We start from the raw sequence: 18,912 nt of genomic DNA on the forward strand, positions 1-18,912 counted from the left end.
AGAAGCCCCCTCATTTATGAGGGGGAGGAGTCACCAGTTCTGCTGCAGTGGGGGCGGGTTCGCCCCCTCGCGCGCGCATGTGAGAGCGGCCGCTCGGGCGGCCACTGCCAGCGCCGCGCCGAGGGCCGTGGGTAGTCGGTCGGTCTCCGTCGCCGCGCGGAGTGCCGCGCGTGCCGTCGCCGCCTCGGCTTCGGGGCCGGCTCCCAGCAGCCCGGCGTGGAGTAGCCCGCTGGTCAGTCCGGCCATGAACGCGTCGCCCGCCCCCACGGTGTCCGTGACCCGGACGGGCAACGGCGCGATGTCCTGGCAGCCGTGTCGCCACCAGGCCCGGGCGCCGTCTGCTCCCAGAGTGAGGACGACCAATGCCGGGCCGTTTCGGGCCCAGCGAGCCGCCGTCCTGTCGGGGGCGACGTCCGGGTGGAGCCAGGCCAGGTCCTCCTCGCTCGCCTTCACCACGTCGCTGAGGGCGACGAGTTGTTCCACCCGTTCGCGTTCCTGCTCCGCGGAGCGGAGCAGTGCGGGCCTCAGGTTGGGGTCGTAGGAGACGGTTGCGGAGGCCCGTAGGCCGTGCAGGGCGCTGAGGACCTGGTCGGCTCCCGGAGCCAGGGCGGTGGCGATGGATCCGGTGTGGACGTGCGCCGGCGGGCCGTCGCGCAGCGACTCCTCGACGGCCGCCGGCAGTGCCCAGGTGAGGTCGAAGGCGTAGTTCGCGGCGCCCGTGTCGTCGAGCACGGCCGTTGCCGTGGAGGTCGCGGTGCCGACCACGGAGCCCGGTGCCAGTTCGACCCCGCTGCCCTCCAGGTGCTCTCGCACCAGGCGACCGTGGGGGTCGTTTCCCAGGCGGGTGGCGAGCCGGACCGGGTGGCCGAGCCGGCCCAGGCCCAGCGCCACGTTGGCGGGGCTGCCGCCGGGGTGGCTGCGGCGCGGGCCGTCGGGGCCGGCGATGATGTCCACCAGGGCTTCGCCGATGACGAGTGCCGGGAGTCTCCCGGTCACGGGAGGACCTGGATCTTCCGGCCCTCGCCGGCCTGGAACTGCCGTATGGCCTCGGCGTAGTCCGCCAGCGGCAGCCGGTCACTGATGAAGATCTCCGGGTCGAGCACGCCGCCGGCGAACAGTTCGGCGGCTCGCTCGTAGCTGTGCAGGACCGCCATCGAGCCGGTGATGGTGATCTCCTGGTTGTAGATGCGGTACGGGTCGATGGTGGCCCGGGTCGCGTAGTCGGCGACGCCGAACTGGAGGTAGGTGCCGCCCTTGCCGACCCGGCCCAGGGCGTCCTGGATGGCGTGGGCGTTGCCGGTGGCGTCGATGACGACGTCCCAGCCGCGCGGGCGCTCGATCGCGTCGGCGGTGGTCACCGCGTTGCTGCAGCCGAGGGTGCGGGCGGTGGCGAGCCGGTCCTCGTTGATGTCGACCATGTCGACCGTGGCCGCGCCGGTGCGCTTGGCGAGTTCCAGCATCATCAGGCCCATGGTGCCCGAGCCGTAGATCAGCACATTGCTGGCGAGCGTGGAGCGCAGGATGTCGTAGCCGCGCACCGCGCAGGACAGTGGTTCGATGAGGGCGGCGTCCTCGGTGCGGACGTGCTCGGGGAGCTTGACGCAGTTGGCGGCGGGGGCGGCCGTGTACTGTGCGGCGCCGCCGGGGACGGTGACACCGATGGCGTTCCAGCGCTCGCACATGTTGCCGCGCCCGATACGGCAGTAGTGGCACTCGTGGCAGTACAGGGAGGGGTCCACGGCGACGCGGTCGCCGACCTTCAGGTCGCGTACGCCGGAGCCCAGGGCGACGACCTCGCCGGCGAACTCGTGTCCGGGGATGATGGGCAGGGTGGGTGCGAACTCGCCCTGGAGTATGTGGAGATCGGTGCCGCACAGGCCGCAGGCCGAGACTTCGATCACCACCTGGCCGGGGCCCGGTGTGGGGTCGTCGACGGTCTCCACGCCGACCTGGCCGGGCGCGCTGATGACGGCGGCTTTCACTTGACTGCTCCAAGGGACAGGCCCTGGACCAGCTTGTCCTGGGCGGCGAATCCGGCGATGAGAACCGGCAGGGAGATGCAGACGGCGGCGGCGCACACCTTGGCCAGGAAGAGGCCCTGGCTGGTGACGAAGCCGGTGAGGAACACGGGTGCGGTGCCGGCGACGACGCCGGTGAGCACGCGTGCGAAGAGGAGTTCGTTCCAGCTGAAGATGAAGCAGATCAGCGAGGTGGCAGCGATGCCGGGCGCGACGACCGGTGCGACGATCCGGGCGAGGACGGTGGGCAGCCCGGCGCCGTCGATGGAGGCTGCCTCCAGGATCTCGACGGGGACCTCGGCGAGGAAGGAACGCATCATCCACACTGCGATCGGCAGGTTCATCGAGGTGTAAAGGACGACCAGCAGCGCGACGTTGTCGAGCATGCCGCTGTTCTGGGCGATCAGGTAGATCGGCAGCAGGCCGGCCACCACGGGCAGCATCTTGGTGGACAGGAAGAAGAACATCACGTCGGTCCACTTGCGCACCGGTTTGATGGACAGTGCGTAGGCGGCCGGGATGGACAGCACCAGCACCAGCAGCGTCGACATGAGGCTTGCGGAGAAGGAGTTGATGAGGGGCGGCCAGGGGGAGACTCCGGTACTCGCGCCGAAGAACTCCCGATAGCCCTGGAGGGTCAGCGGTGCCCCCAGGCTCGGCGGATTGGTCGCGGCGTCGGACTCGCGGTGCAGCGAGGTGAGCACCATCCAGACGACCGGAAGGAAGAATACGGTTCCGCAGAGCCAGGCCAGCAGGCCGAGCGCACCGCGTCGGCCTCGGGCCGCAAAGCCCCTGGGGCGCTGGGGAGTGTCGAGGGTCGCGGCCATCAGCGAGTCTCCTCTCGGAGCAGGGACGAGACGGTCCGAAGCGCGAAGGAGCCCACGAGGAGGGAGCACAGGACGACGACGACGCCCTCCGCGGAGGCCTGGCCGTAGTCATGGGCCTGGTAGAAGGTCTCGTAGACCGTGTAGGGCAGGTTGGCGGTGCCGAGGCCGCCGCCGGTGAGGGTGAAGACGGCGTCGAAGTTCTGCACCACGTAGATGCTGCCGAGCAGTGCGGCGAGTTCCAGGTAGCGGCGCAGGTGGGGGAAGGTGAGGTAGCGGAAGACCTGCCAGGTGGTGGCGCCGTCCACGCGGGCCGCCTCGACGGCGTCCATGGGGCGGCTCTGCAGTCCGGCCAGCAGGATCAGCATCATGAAGGGCGTCCACTGCCAGATCAGCGACGCCTCCACGGACATCAGCGGCAGCGACGACAGCCAGTCGGGCTGCGGTGGGCTGTCGCTGCCGAACAGGCTCCACAGCCAGGTGAGCGATCCGTTGATCAGCCCGTAGGTGGCGTTGTACAGCGCGTGCTTCCACAGCAGCGCGGAGGCCACGGGCACGACGAGGAACGGTGTGATCAGCATCGTGCGGACAATGCCGCGGCCGCGGAACTGGCGGTCCAGCAACAGCGCCAGCCCCAACCCCATGACCAGGCTGACCAGGACCACGCTGACGGTCAGCGTGACAGTCGTCAGCAGGGAGGAACGCAGCTGCGGATCGGTCACCGCCTCCTTGTAGTTCTGGAGGCCCGCGAAGGCCTTGTTGTCCGGATCGAGGGCGTTCCAGCGCATGAACGAGATCACCACGGTGCCGACGAACGGCAGCTGGGTGACCACGATCATGAAGATCAGGGCCGGGAGCAGCGGGGCCCGCCGGGCCCATGCCCCGCGGGATTGCCGCGGGGGTGTTGTCCGTCGAGCGGTCTGCGGTGCCCGGGCACGCCTGGTGAGCGAGTGAGTGATGGTCATCGGTGTGTCTCCGCTGTGCCCCCGTCTCCCGGTCCCACTGGTGCGGGAGAGGGGAGACGGGAGCGTCGGGTGGATCGGGCAGGGATCACTTGGCCGCGTACTTGGCGGCGACCTTCTCGGCGAGCGCCTGGCTTGCCTTCAGCGCCTGCTCGGCACTGGTCTTGCCGGCGATGGCGGAGCTGATCTGCTGGGAGACCTTTGTGCCCAGATCGGTGAACTCGGGGATGCCGACGAACTGGATGCCGGGCGCCGGCCGGGGCTGCACGCCCGGGTTGCTCGGGTCGGCGGTCTTCAGCGCGTTCGCGGTGGCGGTGGCGAAGGCCGAGGCCGCGGCGACGTACTTCGGGTTGGTGTAGGTGGAGGTCCGCTTGCCGGCCGGGACCCGGGACCAGCCGAGCTTGGTGCCGACGAGGTCCTCGTACTTCTTGCTGGACGCCCAGGAGATGAACTTCCAGGCGTCGGCCTGGTGCGTGCTCGCCTTCTGCACGCCCCAGGCCCAGGTGAACAGCCAGCCCGAGCTCTTGGTCTGGTCGACCGGCGCGGGCACGTAGCCCACCTTTCCGGCCACCGGCGAATCGCTGGACTCGAGCGACCCGGCCGCGGAGGTCGCGTCGTACCACATGGCGACCTTGCTCTGCTCCATGTTGTTGAGGCACTCGGCGAACCCGGACTGCGGGGCGCCCGCCTCACCGTGGGCGCGCACGAGGTCGACGTAGAACTTGGTCGCCTTGGTGAAGGCGGCGCTGTCGACCTGGGCCTTCCAGTTCTTGTCGAACCAGGTGCCGCCCATGGTGTTGACCACCGTGGTCAGCGGGGCCATCAGCTCACCCCAGCCGGGCAGGCCGCGCAGGCAGATGCCCTTCATCCCGGACTGGGCACCGTCGGCCTTGGCGGCCAGGGCCGCCACCTGCTGCCAGGTGGGGTTGGCCGGCATGGTCAGCCCCTTCTCCTTGAAGACGTCCTTGCGGTACATCAGGAAGGACGACTCGCCGTAGAACGGCTCGGCGTATACCTGGCCGGACGCAGTCAGGGACTGCTGCATGGCGGGCAGGATGTCGCTCTGGTCGAAGGCGGTGTCCTTCTTCGTGTACGAGGTCAGCGGGGCGAGCCAGCCGTTCTTGGCGTAGATCGGCGTCTCGTAGTTGCTGATCGTCGCCACGTCGTACTGGCCGGCCTGGCTGGAGAAGTCCTGGGTGATCTTGTCGCGGACGTCGTTCTCGGGCAGCACCGTGAAGTTGACCTTGATGCCGGTCTCCTTCGTGAAGTTGGCTGCCGTGAGCTTCTGCAGGTCCGCCATCTGCGGGTTGTTCACCATCAGCACGTTGATGGAGTGCGAACCTGAGCCGCCCCCGGAGCCACCGGCGCCGGCACAGGCGGTGAGCAGGGCGCCGCACACGGCCAGCGCTCCCAGTGGCACAGAGCGGCGCAGAACAGTCGGTCTCGAATTCATGATTGTCCCTTTCATGAAATGTCGGGTGTGAGCTGACAGGGGAGAGGTGGAGAAGGATGGGGAATCGGGCGGAAGCGGTCTCGGCCGTGCGGGTAGGGGGTGCCGTCGGGGCGGCTCCGGCGGATCCGTCCCGTGCGGGTAGGGGGTGTGGGCTGAGCGGTCAGACCCGGTGGACGCGGGGTCCCATCAGTGAGTAGCGGTGCGCTTCGGCGCTGGAGAGCCCGGTGTCGGTGACGATCGCTTCGAAGTCGTCCACCCCGGCGAAGCGGCAGAAGCTGCTGGCACCGAACTTGCTGTGGTGCCCCATGAGCACACGTCGGCGCGACACGGCCAGCGCCTTGGCCTTGACGTCCGCCACCACCGGATCGGGGGTGGTCAGACCGAGCTCCCGGGAGATGCCGTTCGACCCGAGGAAGGCCAGGTCGATCACGAATCCCTCGAGCATGGCGCAGGCCCATGAGCCCACCGTGGCCAGCGTCCGGGCCCGGACCCGGCCTCCCAGGAGCAACACGTTGAGCTGCGGGGAGTCCACGATCGCGGCTGCGGTGGACAGCGACGCGGTGACCACGGTCAGGGGCCGCTCGCCCGGAAGGAGCGCGGCGAGGAGCTGCGGGGTGTAGCCCTCGTCCACGAACACGGTCTCTGCGTCACCGAGGAGCTTGACCGCCTCCGCGGCGATACGGCGCTTGTCCTTGACGTGCAGAGTCTCCCGTTCGGGGAGGCCTGTTTCGAAGCCCGCGCCTTCGACGGGGTATGCGCCGCCGTAGGTGCGGCGGAGCAGCCCCCTGCGTTCCAGCACGCCGAGATCGCGGCGGACGGTCTCAGGTGCTACAGCCAGGTCGACAGCCGTGGTGGTGACCTCGACCCGTCCCTGGTGACGGGCGAGCGCGAGAATCCGGCTCTGACGCTCTTCGGCGTTCATCGCACTCACCTCGCCTTCCGTTCCGGTCCGGGCACGGCGTGCCCGGTCTTGCCGGACATTTATACCAATCAGCTTTTGGCGCAAAGTGGCCCACAATGGGCCTGAATTCGCCCGATGATGCCTGAAGGGATTACACGAAATCCCAGCTCACGACCCCGCTGTGCGGTTTGTCCCCATTCCCGATGTCCGTATGGCCCGCCTTCAGTGCCCGGTTCGGGTGGACGGCGAACCGTGACCCACCTCGTCACCGCTCGGCCCATGGCTTGTTTCGCACAGAGGAGGGGTGTTGGGCAGGTTCGCTGTCCACATGGGCCCTTTGCCGATTGCAGTTCAGCCGCCGAGCGGTGCGTAGTGATTGGCGGCGGAGCGCCGGGGCAGCAGCCACTAGCCGGCGAGCATGCCCGGACAGAGGGTCCAGAGCGGCTTCGGATGCCGGCAGACGGTCAGTCGGCGGTCTCGCGGCGGATCAGCCGTACTTCTTCGATGTCGAGACGGGTCTGCATCTGCTGCAGGACGCTGTCGTCGGTGCGCTGTTCGTCGCGGAGGCGGATCAGGATGCCGCGTTTGTGGGTGAGCAGGGCCAGGCGCAGGGCGGTGTAGTCCCGCGCGTGCAGTGCCGCCGGCTCGCCCTTGTCGGCCTGCAGGACCTCCAGGTGGGTCTCGTACTCCTGACGAAGGCGATCGGCGGCCTCGGGTGTGGTGTCGAGGGTCGTGGCGAGTTTCGGGAGGACGGCGAGGGCTTCCGCGGTGGTGGTCTCCGTGAGGTGGCGTTCCTCTTCGAGGGAGGTGTCGTGGGGGAGGCGGGCCAGCGGACTACGCCGGGCAGCAGGAGTCTCTGGAGCAGGGTAACGACGATGACCCCGCAGGTGACGAAGATGATCGCGTCGCGGTCGGGGAACGGTTCACCCGAGTCGAGTGCGGTGGGCACCGAGAGGACCATGGCGAGCGAGACGGCGCCGCGGAAGCCCGACAGCGCGCTGACCACGCGGGCGCGGTGGGTGCTGCGGCGCAGTTTCTGGCTGGGACTGCGGTCGAGGGCACGGATCGTGTAGATGCTGGTGACCAGGAAGACGAAGCGTACGACGACGAGGGTCACGGAGATGGCCGCGATGGCGGCCAGCGCGCGGCCGAGGTCGGAGGCGCTCAGGTCGCGTACGGCCGTCCGCACCTCGAGTCCGACGAGGACGAACAGGGTGCCGTTGAGGAGGAAGGTGGCCAGGGACCAGAACTCCTCGGTCTGGCGGCGCTGGTGGGCATGGCCGAGGCGGGGTCCGGCCTGGCTCATGATGAGCCCGCACGCGATGACGGCCAGGACCCCGGAGGCCTCGATGGACTCGGCGAACGGATACGCCGTGAAGGGGATGAGGAGGATCGCGGTGTTCTCCGCCAGAGGCGCGTCCACACGTCGGCGGACCTGGATGCCGACCCATGCGGTCAGCGCTCCTGCCGCGGCTCCGCCGACGTACGAGAGGAGGAAGAGACCCAGGACGTGCGGCACGGAGAAGTGCTCCTCGCCGACGGCGATGCCGACGGTGAGGCCGTAGACGACCAGGGCGGTGCCGTCGTTGATCAGGCTCTCGGCGCGCAGTTGCGTGACGTTTCGGCGGGGCAGCAGGCGGGCGACCACACCGAGCGCGGTGGCGTCGCTGGGTGCGACGGACACGCCGAGCACCCAGGTCGCGCCCCAGGACAGGCCCAGTTCATGGGCGACGACCGCGACCACGGCGGCCGTCAGGATGACGAGCAGGGTGCTCACGAGCACGATGCCACGCAGGTCCCGGCGGATCTGCCGCAGCGATGTGGTGACGCTCTCCCAGTACACGAGCGCCGGAAGGAAGAGAAGCAGAACCACGTCCGGGGAGAACTGCACCCGACGCAGCGCCGGGACGAAGCCGATGATCACCCCGAGGGTGAGCAGAAGAAGTGGTTCGGGGACGCGGAGACGCCCGGAGGTGACGGTGCCGACCAGGATCGCGAGCCCGACGGCGACGAGGAGTTCGAGACCGAGCACGAGACTCTCCCAAGTGGCAGCAGGGCAACGGGACGGCGACGGAGCGGCGGGGGCGGACAACGACGACGGCGTCGCTCGCCCGCCCTCGCCACGGGCGCAGTCTGACCGGATCACCGATCCCGCAGTACGGCGATGCGCTCAACGGACGAGTGTGGCCGTCTACAGGTACTTGGCGTAGAAGTCCGTCAGCTTGGTGATCGCCTGCGGCACGAACTGCGGCCGGTCGCACATGTCGATGTGCGTGGCGCCGTCGATCACGAACGGCTCCTTGGGCTCGTTCGCCTTGTCGATGGCCTCGCGGCTGAAGTACAGCGTGTCGGCCTCGGAACCGGCGATCATCAGCAGCGGCCGCGGCGAGATCGACTCGACGTGGGTGAACGCGTCGAACGCCATCTGCCTGTCCAGGCTGGTGAAGGCGTACTTGCCGGGCGCGTTCGGGTGCTGCGCGCGCGGCGTGCGGTAGTAGTCGTAGACCTCGCGGTACAGCTCCGGGGTGTTCTCGTCGATCTCCTCGGCCGACATGGGCACGAAGTTGATCATATGGAGGGGCTCGCCCGCCGCCTCCTTGGTGCGCTGTTCGCCGATCTCCTTCAGACGCTGGACGCGGAACTCCTCGGTGAACAGACCGCGCGGGACGCCGTTGCGGCGCGCGTCGCCGACGTTGAAGGCGCTGACCGTGGCGACCGCCTTGATCCGAGCCTCGGTCTGCGCCGCGTTGACGGTGTAACCGCCGCTGGCGCAGATGCCCAGCGCACCGATGCGCTCCGGGTCGACCTGGGGGTGGTCGGAGAAGTAGTCGACGGCGCAGCGGATGTCCTCGACCCGGTCGCCAGGGACCTCGAACAGGCGCGGCTCGCCGCCGCTCTCGCCGTAGTGGGAGGCGTCGTAGGCGAGCGTGATGTACCCCTGTCCGGCGAGGCGTTCGGCATACAGACCTGAGGCCTGCTCCTTCACGGCGCCGAAGGGGTGGGGGGCGACGATGGCCGGGTACTTCTTGGTCTCGTCGAAGCCGGGCGGCAGGAAGACGTTGCCGACGACCTGGTGCCCGCCGTGCGGGAAGCTGACCTTCCCGGTGCTCACACCGAGCACGGTCATCGGCAGGAATCCCACACCGGTGGCGAGCGCGCTCAGTGCATGCTCTGGCCGCTGAGGGTGAGGTCGCCGACCTGGGGGTAGCCGGCGTCGTGTCCGCCGCGGGGCCCGAGGTGACCAGGTTCTCGGTCGGGGACCGGGTGGGAGTCGGCTGCATGGTCGACTCCTGCCGGGAGTGCGACCACTGCCGGGCGGGGCTGGAGCCGTACTGCCGTGTCGGGCACGTGCGGACCTACAACGACACCGGCCGCGACGGGCAGCCCACCCTGGGCGGATACAGCGAGAAGATCGTCGTCGATGAGGCCTATGTGGTCCGCATCCCCGATGCCCTTCCGTTGCGCACCGCCGCGCCCCTGCTTTGCGCCGGGATCACGATGTACTCGCCGCTCCGGCACTGGAAGGCCGGAGCGGACAAGAGTGTCGCGATCGTTGGCTTCGGGGGCCTCGGACACGTCGGCGTGCCGATCGCGGCAGCGCTGGGCGCGCCCCCGACCGTACTGGACCTGACCCTGGACCGGCGTGACGACGCAATGCGGCGCGGTGCCCGTGACTATCGGGTCACCACCGACCCCGCGACGTTTACTGATCTGGCCGGAACCTTCGACCTGATCGTCTCGACCGCGCCGGCGAACCTCGACTACGAGGCCCTTCTCGAACTGCTTACGCTGGACGGCACGTTCGTCAACCTCGGCGTCCCCAAGAAGCCGATCAGCGTAGATGTCTTCTCCCTTCTGTACAACCGACGATCGATGGCGGGCACGCTGGTCGGCGGCATCCAGGAGACACAGGAAATGCTCGACTTCTGCGCCGAGCACGAGATCGCCGCCGAAGTGGAGGTCATCAAGGCGGATCAGATCGACGCTGCCTTCGATCGGCTCGCAGCTGGTGACGTCCGCTACCGGTTCGTGATCGACATCAGCACGATGGCGGCAGACTGACTACGGACAGCTCCCGTCCTGCGGCTGTTGTGCAGTAGGACGGGAGACCCGGCGCTGCTCAGCCGCCGGGCTCGGGCGTCCTTGCTGAAGGCCCAAACCTTCACCCCCTCAGTTGCAGAAGGCAACGGCACCTGACGTTGTGATCGCGAAGGGATATCCAGTGGCAACGTTCATATTCCTCCACGGGGGAGCCCATCAGGGTTGGCATTGGAGCTTGGTGCGACCGCTACTCGAAGAGCTAGTACTACAGCCGGAGATCATGTGACGAGGGTCTTCGTTCGTCGTTGACCGGGCATGATGCAGAGTGTGACGGCTGAGCAGATAGCCGGGTGGGACGCGGCGCTGACCGAACTGAGCGGCTCGATGGGGCGTTTGTTCAACCGGCCGGAGCCTCGGGTGGTGTTCGCGCAGTTCGTCGAGGGGCTGCTGGCGGAGTTGCCGAGGAAGAACGGCTGGACGTTGGCCGAGCGGGCCGGGCATGTGACCGCGGATCGGATGCAGTGGCTGCTGAACGGCTCGGTGTGGTGTGCTGACCTGCTGCGGGACGCGGTCCGCGAGTACGTCGTGACACATCTGGGCGATCCGGACGCCTCGCTGGTGATCGACGACACGCAGGCGCAGAAGAAGGTCACCAAGTCGGTCGGGGTGGCCTACCAGCACTGCGGTCTGACGGGCGATGTCCCCAACTGCCAGACCATGGTGATGCTCACCTACGCCACCCAAACCGGGCATGCCTTCATCGACCGCCGCCTGTACCTGCCCGAGGAATGGACCGCCGACCAGCAGCGATGCCGTGAAACCGGGGTGCCCCAGGACGTCGGCTTCGCCACCAAGCCCGAACTGGCCAGCACGATGCTCGAGCAGGCCCGCGCAACCCACGTGCCGTTCTCCTGGGTGCTGGCCGACGCCGACTACGGCCGTGACCCGCAGCCGGACTCCCCCGCCTGTGCAGGAAGAACCGGGGAGGCTCCCCTCGATCCCGAAAGGGGGAACGGACCACCCCCGCTCGCGCGGGGAGAGCGTTCGAGATGTCGTCACCTCCCCTTTCACCAGTCCCTGGCGTCGTCCGAGCCGCTGAGCAGGTCCCTACCGAGCCGGGTCGGGTGATGGTGAACGGTCTGGGCGTTGCGGAACGTGGCAATCAGGCCGGCCTCGCGTAGGGCGGTGGCCTGCCGGGAGGCGGCGGCAGCAGACAGGCCCAGGACCGCCGCGAGGTCTCCGGTGGTCAGAGCCGGAGCCTCGACCACGGCGGCCAAAGCGGCCGCCCTGGTGGAGCCGAGCAATGTTGCCAAGGCCAAGCTTGGCGCGCGTGATGCGGGATCAAGGGCAAGGACACCGTTGGTTGCCGGGTACGTGATGGTGACCGAGTCGGCAGCGGGGTTGATGCTGATCCCGATCGCGAGCGCCGAGGGCTGAAGAACCAACGGGCGGCCTTCAAGCGGCTCGTGGCAGTCGTGGAGGATGTCCAGGGCCAGTACAGACCCATCCCAGTGCACCATGGGGTGCAGAGTGCGCAGCATGGCATCGATACCGGATGTCGCAGCCCGGGTTCCGGCCCGAGCCGAAGCGGTAGCCACAACGGAGGTGATCCGGCGTCGGAACGGATCCAACGCGATGGTCTGGAAGCCGGAGACCAGCTTACTTAACGCGCCGTACGCGGGAGCATGTCCATCGGCCAGAGCAGTGGTGAAGGGCGTCAGGGCACGGGCCCGAGCCAGGTCGCGCACGTGGAGGACAGTGCCGGTGGAGTCGGGATCGACGGCCGGGTGGGCCATCTGGGCCTGGACGGGACGGGCGGCCAGGCCGGAGAACGTCGGCAGATAGCCCGGGGTATAGAGGTCAAATAGCCTGGAGTAGCCCGGGTTCCAGTTGCGGGCGACCTCACGTCGCCATTGTGAGAGATGACTGGCTCGGGTCCGGTCGGCCAACACGGACCCGCCCAGGGCGAGTTCATAGCCGAAGTCGGGCGCATCAGCAATCTGCACCCGTTCAAGATCATCGGCGCCGAGGCGTATCCGTATCAACCTGAGTCCCCCAACTCGTGCCTTGCGTTGATGTCCTGAGGCCTTTGCGCGCCGGCGCAAAAGCGTAGTCGGACGCCCGGCCGGCGGGCAATCGTAGAGGCACTGAGTCACTGCGGAAGCAGCGTTCCGAGCACCTGCCCCTGGGCGCTGTGCTGAGAACGAAGACGCCAACCACCACCGCGTGGTTCATCGCCGTCGAACCATCCAAGTCACGGACAGGAACAGGGGAACCACGAGATGATCAAGAGACTCGCACTGCTCGCCCTAACCACCGGAATGCTCGCAGCGTCGCTGGCGGGGACCGCCTCGGCGCAGACCGCCCCCCGCCAGCCGGCCAAGGCCCTCAGCTGCGGCGTGATCAACATCGGGCTGCCCGGCAACGTCTATTACGGCGGTGAGTACGCCGGGCAGGTCGAGCAGCAGTACAACACCTGCAACGGGCAGGCGTCCGCGCACTGGCAGTGGGCGGGCGGCTTCCAGAACTCCCACCCAGGCGCGTGGGTGGACGTCAACATCGTCTCCTACTACAGCGCTGTGTACGGATACGGCGGTGGGTACACCTACACCAAGGACGTCCCCACAGGCACAGTTGACATCCACTCGGCGAACCCGGACGCCTGGCACGCGCGGGCGATCGTGAACGGCTGCGGCTCCTGGGCGTTGGGCACGGAGCACTGGTACGGCGGGCAGGACTGGGACGGCCCGCACTCGGGCGGCTGCTGACCCTATTCGGAATGAAGCGGTGCGAGGCCGGTGCGTCGACCAGACGTATCGGCCGGACCCGCACGGTACAGACAAGGCCCGGAACACCGCTCGCGCGAGAAGAACCCGAAGAAGGCCGCGGCCTGGGTCCAGGGCAGAGTCAGGACGGCGATGACCGTATCGCGGTCAGGTCGATGCCCACACCGAGTACGTGGAGGCCGGGGGGGTGCCTCTATGTCCTTCGTCAAGCGAGGCGTGGGGTTCTGGGTTCGTAGAAGGTGCCGTCGCGGAGCATCGCGAACAGCACGCTGATCCGCTGTCGGGCGAGGCGGAGGAGGGCCTGCGTGTGGGTCTTTCCGCGAGCTCGGCAGCGGTCGTAGTAGGAACGGGAGGCGGGATCGTGCAGGGCGGCGAACGCGGACAGGAACATCGCCCGTTTGAGCTGCCGGTTGCCGCCTCTGGGCGCGTGTTCGCCGTGGATCGAGGTTCCCGAAGACTTCGTCGTCGGGGCGAGGCCGGCGTAGGAGGCCAGATGGGCGGCGGTGGGGAAGCTGGTTGCGTCGCCGACGGTGACCAGCAAGGTGGCGGCGGTCCTGACCGCGACCCCCGGCATCGAGGTCAGGACCGGGGAAAGAGGGTGAGCCTCCAGCAACTGCCTGATCTGCGCTTCAAGGGCTCGTCGCTGTTCATGGACGGCGGCGAGCGAACGGGCAAGGGAGGGTATGACGATGTCGAGGGTGCCCGTGCCTGGAACGACGACGGTCTGTTCGTCCAGGGCATCGAAGACCTCGTCGATCAGCCGCTCGGCCATGCGTGGAGCTCTGGGTCTGGTGACCTCGACGAGCTTGCGGCGTCCGGCTTTTCGCAGCGCGGCCGGAGAGCCGTAGCGTTCCAGCAGCCAGGTCACCGCGGGGTGGTCCAGGCGTGGGCCAAGGACGCGTTCCAGCGAGGGGTGGAACTGGGTGAGCAGGCCGCGTATCCGGTTGGAGGTGCGGGTGGCCTCGGCTGCCAGGTCCTGGTCGAAGCCCACCAGCACGGTCAGTTCGGCGGTGATCTCGTCGGTGAGCTCAAGCGAGCGCAGGGTGTGCGGCATGGTCCGGGCGGCGTCCGCGATGACCGCGGCGTCCTTCGCGTCGGTCTTCGCCTCGCCCGGGTAGAGGTCGGCGATCCGGCGCATCGCGAGTCCGGGCAGGTAGGCGACCTTGCAGCCGGCGTCCCGGGCGACTGTCAGAGGCAGGGCTCCGATCGAGGCGGGCTGGTCCACGATCACCAGCACGGTGCCGAACTTCGCGGCCAGCTTGTCGAAGACGGCCCGCAGCTTCGGCTCGCTGTTGGGCAGCTGCTTGTCGAAGACCTTCTTGCCGGCCGGGGTGAGGCCGTGCCCGTGATGGGCGCTCTTGCCTACGTCCAGGCCGAGGAAGACGCCCACGTCGTCGATGTCGTACAAGCCGTCCTCCCGAACGGGGTTCGTGCGGTGCTGGCCAGGGCTTCGGCGTCGTATACGCGCATCCACGTTATGCAGACCTGCCGCCCGAAAACGGCCGGGCATTGCGCCCGGCCAGGCGGTAGTCGGACCTCTCATCAGCGTCTCCAACGGCGCCTCGCGGGCCCGGTGACACCACCCCCCAGGTCATCCGTTCGACAGGGGGGAACAGCCATGCCGGGCCCGGAGGCCAGCGGTCCCGTTGCGGAACCGCGAAGAAGATAACGGGGGGGGCGTCTCGCCGGAGCCACTGTGGCAGGTGTTTGCCCCGGCGCTCGGTGAGCTTCTGACCGAAGGCACGAACGTGGCCGATGAAGGCATCGAGGTCAGCGCAGTGAGCCAGGATGGCTTTGAGCCGAAGGCGCTGTGGCTCGGCGGGCGTGACAAGGACGGGCGGCAGCAACCCGCCGGCACGCCGACGCCTACCACGCCCGTGCATGCCAGCACAATCGACCCGGACCGGGTCGATGATTGATGCACCGCGGGACCGTGCTGCGCTGCTTGTACTACAGCCGGAGATCTTGAGGGTCTGTAATCGGCGGGATCGGCTGGTGCTTGGCCCAGGGGCGTAGGTGGCGCGGGAGGGGATCGCCCCGGCGGCGGTATTGGCTGACGAGGGCGCGGGTCTGGTGGAGGCGGCGCCAGAACTGGCAGGCCAGGGTGGTCTCGACGGGGTGGTGGGGGTTGAGGTGGGTGGCGGCCAGGCAGTGCCGGATGGTGTGGGCGGAGGGCCGCAGGAGCGGTCCGGGGATCAGCCGGTGGCCTCGCTCTCGGCCGTGGCCAGGACTTTTCCCGAGGCGGACGGCTGCAAGTCGGCGTCGCTCTCCTGCTCTGGTTCGGGGAAGGCGGCGCGTTGGACAGCGAGGAAGGCGGTGGCCAACATGCAGGCGGTGACATGCCGGTACCAGGGCGTCCACTTGCGGACCTGGTATTGCGCGAAGCCGACGAGCTGCTTGTTGATCTCGTTGTCCTCCTCGATCTGCCAACGGCCTCCCGCCCTGGCGATGATCTCCGAAACGGTGCTGCAGGCGGGTGCGTGCACGAGGAAGTAGGCGATCTCGCGATGGAGTTGTCCGTCCTTGCCGCGCCGGTTGGGATGCAGGGATCTGCGCAGGACCATCCAGTGGGAGAGGCCCACGGCCGGCTTCTCCTCCGTGACCTCGACGGTGAACGCGGCCCAGTCGTGGAGCCGTTCGCCCTTGGCGCCGAAGCCGCAGGAGCGGCGTTCCCACTGGTCACGGACGCGGGCATAGTGCAGCAGGTCATCGGCGCGCTTCACCGCCGGTTGGCGGGATTTTCCCGGCGGGCCGTCCAGCGGGAGGTCGACGGGGACGCCGAGCACGTAGGGCACGGCCCGGTCATGGCACCAGGCCCGCACCTGCGGATCGCGTCCGTAGCCGGAATCGGCCAGTATCCAGGTGAAGGGGACACCGGCGGCCAGGGCGCCGTCGAGCATGGCGATGGCCAGCTCGGGCTTGGTGGCGAAGTCAACCTCGTCGGGGATGCCAGCCGCCCGGCACCGCTCACGGTCCTCGGTCCATTCCTCGGGCAGGTACAGGGGGCGGTCGATGAAGGCGTGTCCGGCGGCGGTGGCGTAGGTGAGCATGACCATGGTCTGACAGTTGCGGACATCTCCGGTCAGTCCGCAGTGCAAGCCGCTCAACGTGTATGACGGACACCCCGTCGAGGTCCAGCAGCAACGTCGTATCGTTGACCAAGCCCGTGGCTCCCCGGTGATCCTTCTGCGTAGAGAACAGAAATGATCAACCAGGACCACGGGCGTCCTTCATCCAGGGGCGACAACTGCACTGCCGATCACAGCCTGTGACAGTCAGTCAACGTAGGTACGGCTGCACCGCTCAAGTTCGAAGACCCCACCGGTGCAGAACGAGCAGGTGATCGGCCTGCCCGTTCTGCATCACGACCACGACCCTCCGAGCTCAGGCGTGGGAAACCAGGTTCTGTTCGGTGCCGAGGGTGCTCATCCCAGTGTCGACGTACATCGTCGTCTCGCCGTCGGACCAGCGGATGACGAGGTCGTCGGTGCGGTGGTTGGTGGTGAAGTTGCCGGTCGTCATCACCGTGTTGTGGGTCCACAGCCCGTTGGGGTTCTGGATGCGTGCCTCGGTGCCGAGGGCGGAGGTGGTGGTGCCGACGTAGTTGTCGAGTTCGCCGTCCGACCACTGCACCATCAGGTCCCACTTCTGGTTGCCGGAGAACTCGCCACTGGTGAGCAGTGTGGCGTTCTGCCAGGTGGAGTTGGGGTCTTGGAGCTTGTGTTCCTGCCCGAAGCCTCCGGCGCCCACATTGGTGTAGAGGGTGAGTTCGCCGTCGGACCAGCGCACCATCAAGTCCGTGACATAGGCCGAGGCGTTGAAACGGCCCGCGGCGATCTGGGTGGCGTGCTGCCACGTCGAGTTGGGGCCGATCATCTGGGTGCCGGCGACGGTGAGACCGTTGGTGCCGACATCGCCGTAGAGGGTCACCTCGCCATCGGACCAGCGGACGAGCAGGTCGAACCGGTTCGACCCGGTGAAGTCGCCCGCGGTCATGGTCTCCGCGTGGGTCCAGGTCGAGTTGGGGGCCAGCAACTGGCGCTCTGTGATGAAGTGACCGTTGCCGTCATTGGTGTAGAGGGTCACCTCGCCGTCGGTCCACACCACGATCAGGTCGCTGTGGCCGGCGCCGTTGAAGTCGCCGGCGGCCATGAGCTTGGCGTGCTCCCACGTCGTGCCACTGCCCATGGAGTAGGGCAGGGGCGGCTGGTGGTACGGGCCGTGGTCGGTGTGCAGGCCCTTCTGGGCATCGTCGTAGAGCTGGAAGAACCGGTCGCCGTGCAGGGGGCTGTAGGTGATCCGGTTGTACAGCGGGTTGTCGGTCTTCACATCGGGGCCGCCCTGCAGGAAGCCGCCCACATTGCCGATGATCTCGCCGGTTTCGCCCGAGGAGTCGAACTTGGAGAACCACGGTCCGCCGGAGACCCCGCCCCACATACCGGCGCAGTCGATCTGCATCTGGTTGTAGGCCGGCAGTGGTGTCGTCCCGACGTTGGGGCAGCGGAAGGCGCGGTCCTGCGAGTCGTACTTGACCATGGGATAGCCGATGACAGTCACCTGGTTGACGAAGCCCGACGTTCGGGCCAGGGTGTTGGCGCCCACGAGGTCCTGGACCTTCCGCCCGCCGTTCTCCTTGAGGCTCGCGAAGGCGAAGTCCAGGTCGGAGTTGGCGCTCCGGTCCGAGGCGTACTGCGAGTCGCGGAACCACTCGTCGACCGGCCAGATTCCGTACGGCTGGTCGCCCGCCGACTTGGTGTGGTCGTACTTGGGCACGAACGCCGCGTTGTGGCCGAGGCAGTGACCGGCGGTGAGGATGAGGTTGCGCCCTGGGCTGCGTACCACGCTGGCTGTGCAGTTATGGGCCTTCATGTCACTTGTGGTACTGAAGAGCGTGCCGACGGATTTGACGCCGTCGAAGTGCTCGCCGGTGATCCTGGTGGCGACGGATCGCTTCCCGCGCGGTGCCTTCCAGCCCTGCGGCTGCGCGATGCGGCCCGAGGGGTCGGTGGCCGAGGCCATGCGCTGGGGCGTCCAGAACCGGACGGCGTCCTGGACCGTCCACGTTCTGTTGCCGGCCGATGATGGTGCGACGGACGCCGAGGGACTCGCGGCGGCGGTTGTCTTGCCGGTGCGTGTCGACTGGGCCGTCACATGTCTGGTGGGGGCCGGGGTCGGTGTGACAGCTCGGGCCGCAGCGGCGTTGCCCAGCAGAAGCGCGGCGCACAGTGCGAACACACCCCCCAAGCCTATTCGTGTATTAAGCAACTTAATTGCTCCAGGTCAGGCAGGCCTCAGGGCTCGATGAGCCGGGGCCACGCAAGCGGTTGACGGCCGACGCAGAGTGCGAGGCCGGGTCATTGCCTGGGGGAAGTTCAGTCCGTCGCCACGGATTGCGAGCGGCGGCCAGGCCCGCCGTTGCCGTGCGGCGACGCGGGCTGGGGACCTCCGCACTGACGGCGGCTTTCCGGGTGTCGGCGCTTCAGCGGGGGCGACTGATCGTGATCATGGTCCAGGCGCCCTGTGCAGTCACTGTCGACACCGCGGAGGCGAGGGTGCGGCCGCACAAGACGGCAGTGAGTATTCGGATGTCCGGCCCGGGCCCCCGACGGATGCGGTATCGGCACCCGGTGCCGGTTGCCCTCTGCGCCCACAGGGCGCCCCGGCAGGCGACGGGCTCGGTAGCCGGCCCGGCGCGGGTCGGCCGACAAACAGGCCATCACCTGCGGACAGGAGTCGACGCCCCTGTAATCCAGCCCAGCTCACAGCGCACCCCCCGATGCGTTCCCCCGTGCCGCCCGTGAGGCGGCATCCAGTCGACCGTGGTCAGCGGTCGCCGTTGCCATGATCGCACAATCCTCGAACATATGTACGCCTATATGTCCGGGCGTGGGATGACAGCCGTACGGCGGGCCCTCCCCACTGGCTCG

General features: G+C 68.2%; 17 protein-coding genes. 4 read left to right on the forward strand and 13 right to left on the reverse strand.

What is annotated here, in order from left to right; translation table 11 throughout:
* Positions 1-30: 30 nt before the first annotated feature.
* From SMIR_RS39910 to SMIR_RS44725, 9 genes are all read right to left on the reverse strand, one after another.
* Complete coding sequence (locus tag SMIR_RS39910; RefSeq protein ID WP_212728182.1) at positions 31-996, reverse strand: carbohydrate kinase family protein; 966 nt, start codon at positions 994-996, stop codon at positions 31-33.
* Complete coding sequence (locus SMIR_RS39915; RefSeq protein ID WP_168488306.1) at positions 993-1,982, reverse strand: zinc-dependent alcohol dehydrogenase family protein; 990 nt, start codon at positions 1,980-1,982, stop codon at positions 993-995. The genes SMIR_RS39910 and SMIR_RS39915 overlap by 4 nt, the downstream gene beginning before the upstream one ends.
* Positions 1,979-2,845 (reverse strand): carbohydrate ABC transporter permease, encoded by an 867-nt coding sequence (locus SMIR_RS39920; RefSeq protein ID WP_212728183.1) that lies wholly within the window; start codon positions 2,843-2,845, stop codon positions 1,979-1,981. The genes SMIR_RS39915 and SMIR_RS39920 overlap by 4 nt, the downstream gene beginning before the upstream one ends.
* Positions 2,845-3,807, reverse strand: coding sequence for a carbohydrate ABC transporter permease (locus SMIR_RS39925; protein WP_168488302.1), 963 nt, complete (start codon positions 3,805-3,807; stop codon positions 2,845-2,847). Before SMIR_RS39925 ends, SMIR_RS39920 begins: the two co-directional genes overlap by 1 nt.
* An 85-nt stretch (positions 3,808-3,892) precedes the next feature.
* Complete coding sequence (locus tag SMIR_RS39930) at positions 3,893-5,257, reverse strand: ABC transporter substrate-binding protein (RefSeq protein WP_212728184.1); 1,365 nt, start codon at positions 5,255-5,257, stop codon at positions 3,893-3,895.
* 160 nt (positions 5,258-5,417) lie between these two features.
* On the reverse strand, positions 5,418-6,179 hold the full coding sequence (locus SMIR_RS39935) for a DeoR/GlpR family DNA-binding transcription regulator (RefSeq protein ID WP_168488298.1): 762 nt from the start codon (positions 6,177-6,179) through the stop codon (positions 5,418-5,420).
* A gap of 550 nt (positions 6,180-6,729) precedes the next feature.
* The gene (locus SMIR_RS39940) at positions 6,730-8,190 is read right to left on the reverse strand and encodes a Na+/H+ antiporter (RefSeq protein WP_249938581.1); all 1,461 of its coding nucleotides are present in this window, start codon (positions 8,188-8,190) and stop codon (positions 6,730-6,732) included.
* A 159-nt stretch (positions 8,191-8,349) separates the two neighbouring features.
* Positions 8,350-9,270, reverse strand: a complete 921-nt coding sequence (locus SMIR_RS39945) for an alpha/beta hydrolase (protein WP_168488296.1) — start codon at positions 9,268-9,270, stop codon at positions 8,350-8,352.
* Positions 9,271-9,317: 47 nt separating this feature from the next.
* Positions 9,318-9,506: a hypothetical protein gene (locus SMIR_RS44725; protein WP_348774831.1), complete on the reverse strand. Its 189-nt coding sequence runs from the start codon at positions 9,504-9,506 to the stop codon at positions 9,318-9,320.
* On the opposite strand from SMIR_RS44725, the gene SMIR_RS39950 reads away from it, so the two are divergent.
* Positions 9,423-10,220: an NAD(P)-dependent alcohol dehydrogenase gene (locus tag SMIR_RS39950; protein WP_349636930.1), complete on the forward strand. Its 798-nt coding sequence runs from the start codon at positions 9,423-9,425 to the stop codon at positions 10,218-10,220. The two genes, SMIR_RS44725 and SMIR_RS39950, sit on opposite strands and share 84 nt — an antisense overlap.
* Before the next feature lie 306 nt (positions 10,221-10,526).
* On the forward strand, positions 10,527-11,327 hold the full coding sequence (locus SMIR_RS39955; protein ID WP_212728185.1) for an IS701 family transposase: 801 nt from the start codon (positions 10,527-10,529) through the stop codon (positions 11,325-11,327).
* On the opposite strand, the gene SMIR_RS39960 is transcribed toward SMIR_RS39955, so the two are convergent.
* The gene (locus SMIR_RS39960) at positions 11,267-12,244 is read right to left on the reverse strand and encodes a MarR family transcriptional regulator (RefSeq protein ID WP_212728186.1); all 978 of its coding nucleotides are present in this window, start codon (positions 12,242-12,244) and stop codon (positions 11,267-11,269) included. The two genes, SMIR_RS39955 and SMIR_RS39960, sit on opposite strands and share 61 nt — an antisense overlap.
* A gap of 237 nt (positions 12,245-12,481) precedes the next feature.
* On the opposite strand from SMIR_RS39960, the gene SMIR_RS39965 reads away from it, so the two are divergent.
* A complete protein-coding gene (locus SMIR_RS39965; RefSeq protein WP_212728187.1) occupies positions 12,482-12,967 on the forward strand; it encodes a hypothetical protein in 486 nt (161 codons plus the stop codon).
* Positions 12,968-13,190: 223 nt separating this feature from the next.
* Here SMIR_RS39965 and SMIR_RS39970 read toward each other — a convergent pair whose 3' ends face one another.
* Positions 13,191-14,393, reverse strand: coding sequence for an IS110 family RNA-guided transposase (locus SMIR_RS39970; RefSeq protein WP_168491262.1), 1,203 nt, complete (start codon positions 14,391-14,393; stop codon positions 13,191-13,193).
* A 295-nt stretch (positions 14,394-14,688) separates the two neighbouring features.
* Between SMIR_RS39970 and SMIR_RS39975 the strand changes: the two genes are divergently transcribed.
* Complete coding sequence (locus SMIR_RS39975; RefSeq protein ID WP_212728188.1) at positions 14,689-14,904, forward strand: hypothetical protein; 216 nt, start codon at positions 14,689-14,691, stop codon at positions 14,902-14,904.
* A 276-nt stretch (positions 14,905-15,180) separates the two neighbouring features.
* On the opposite strand, the gene SMIR_RS39980 is transcribed toward SMIR_RS39975, so the two are convergent.
* On the reverse strand, positions 15,181-16,206 hold the full coding sequence (locus SMIR_RS39980; RefSeq protein WP_282190284.1) for an IS701 family transposase: 1,026 nt from the start codon (positions 16,204-16,206) through the stop codon (positions 15,181-15,183).
* A 163-nt stretch (positions 16,207-16,369) separates the two neighbouring features.
* On the reverse strand, positions 16,370-18,004 hold the full coding sequence (locus SMIR_RS39985; RefSeq protein ID WP_248002720.1) for an FG-GAP-like repeat-containing protein: 1,635 nt from the start codon (positions 18,002-18,004) through the stop codon (positions 16,370-16,372).
* Between the last annotated feature and the right edge of the window lie 908 nt (positions 18,005-18,912).

It is taken from the genome of Streptomyces mirabilis, assembly GCF_018310535.1.
Classification (GTDB): Bacteria; Actinomycetota; Actinomycetes; order Streptomycetales; family Streptomycetaceae; genus Streptomyces.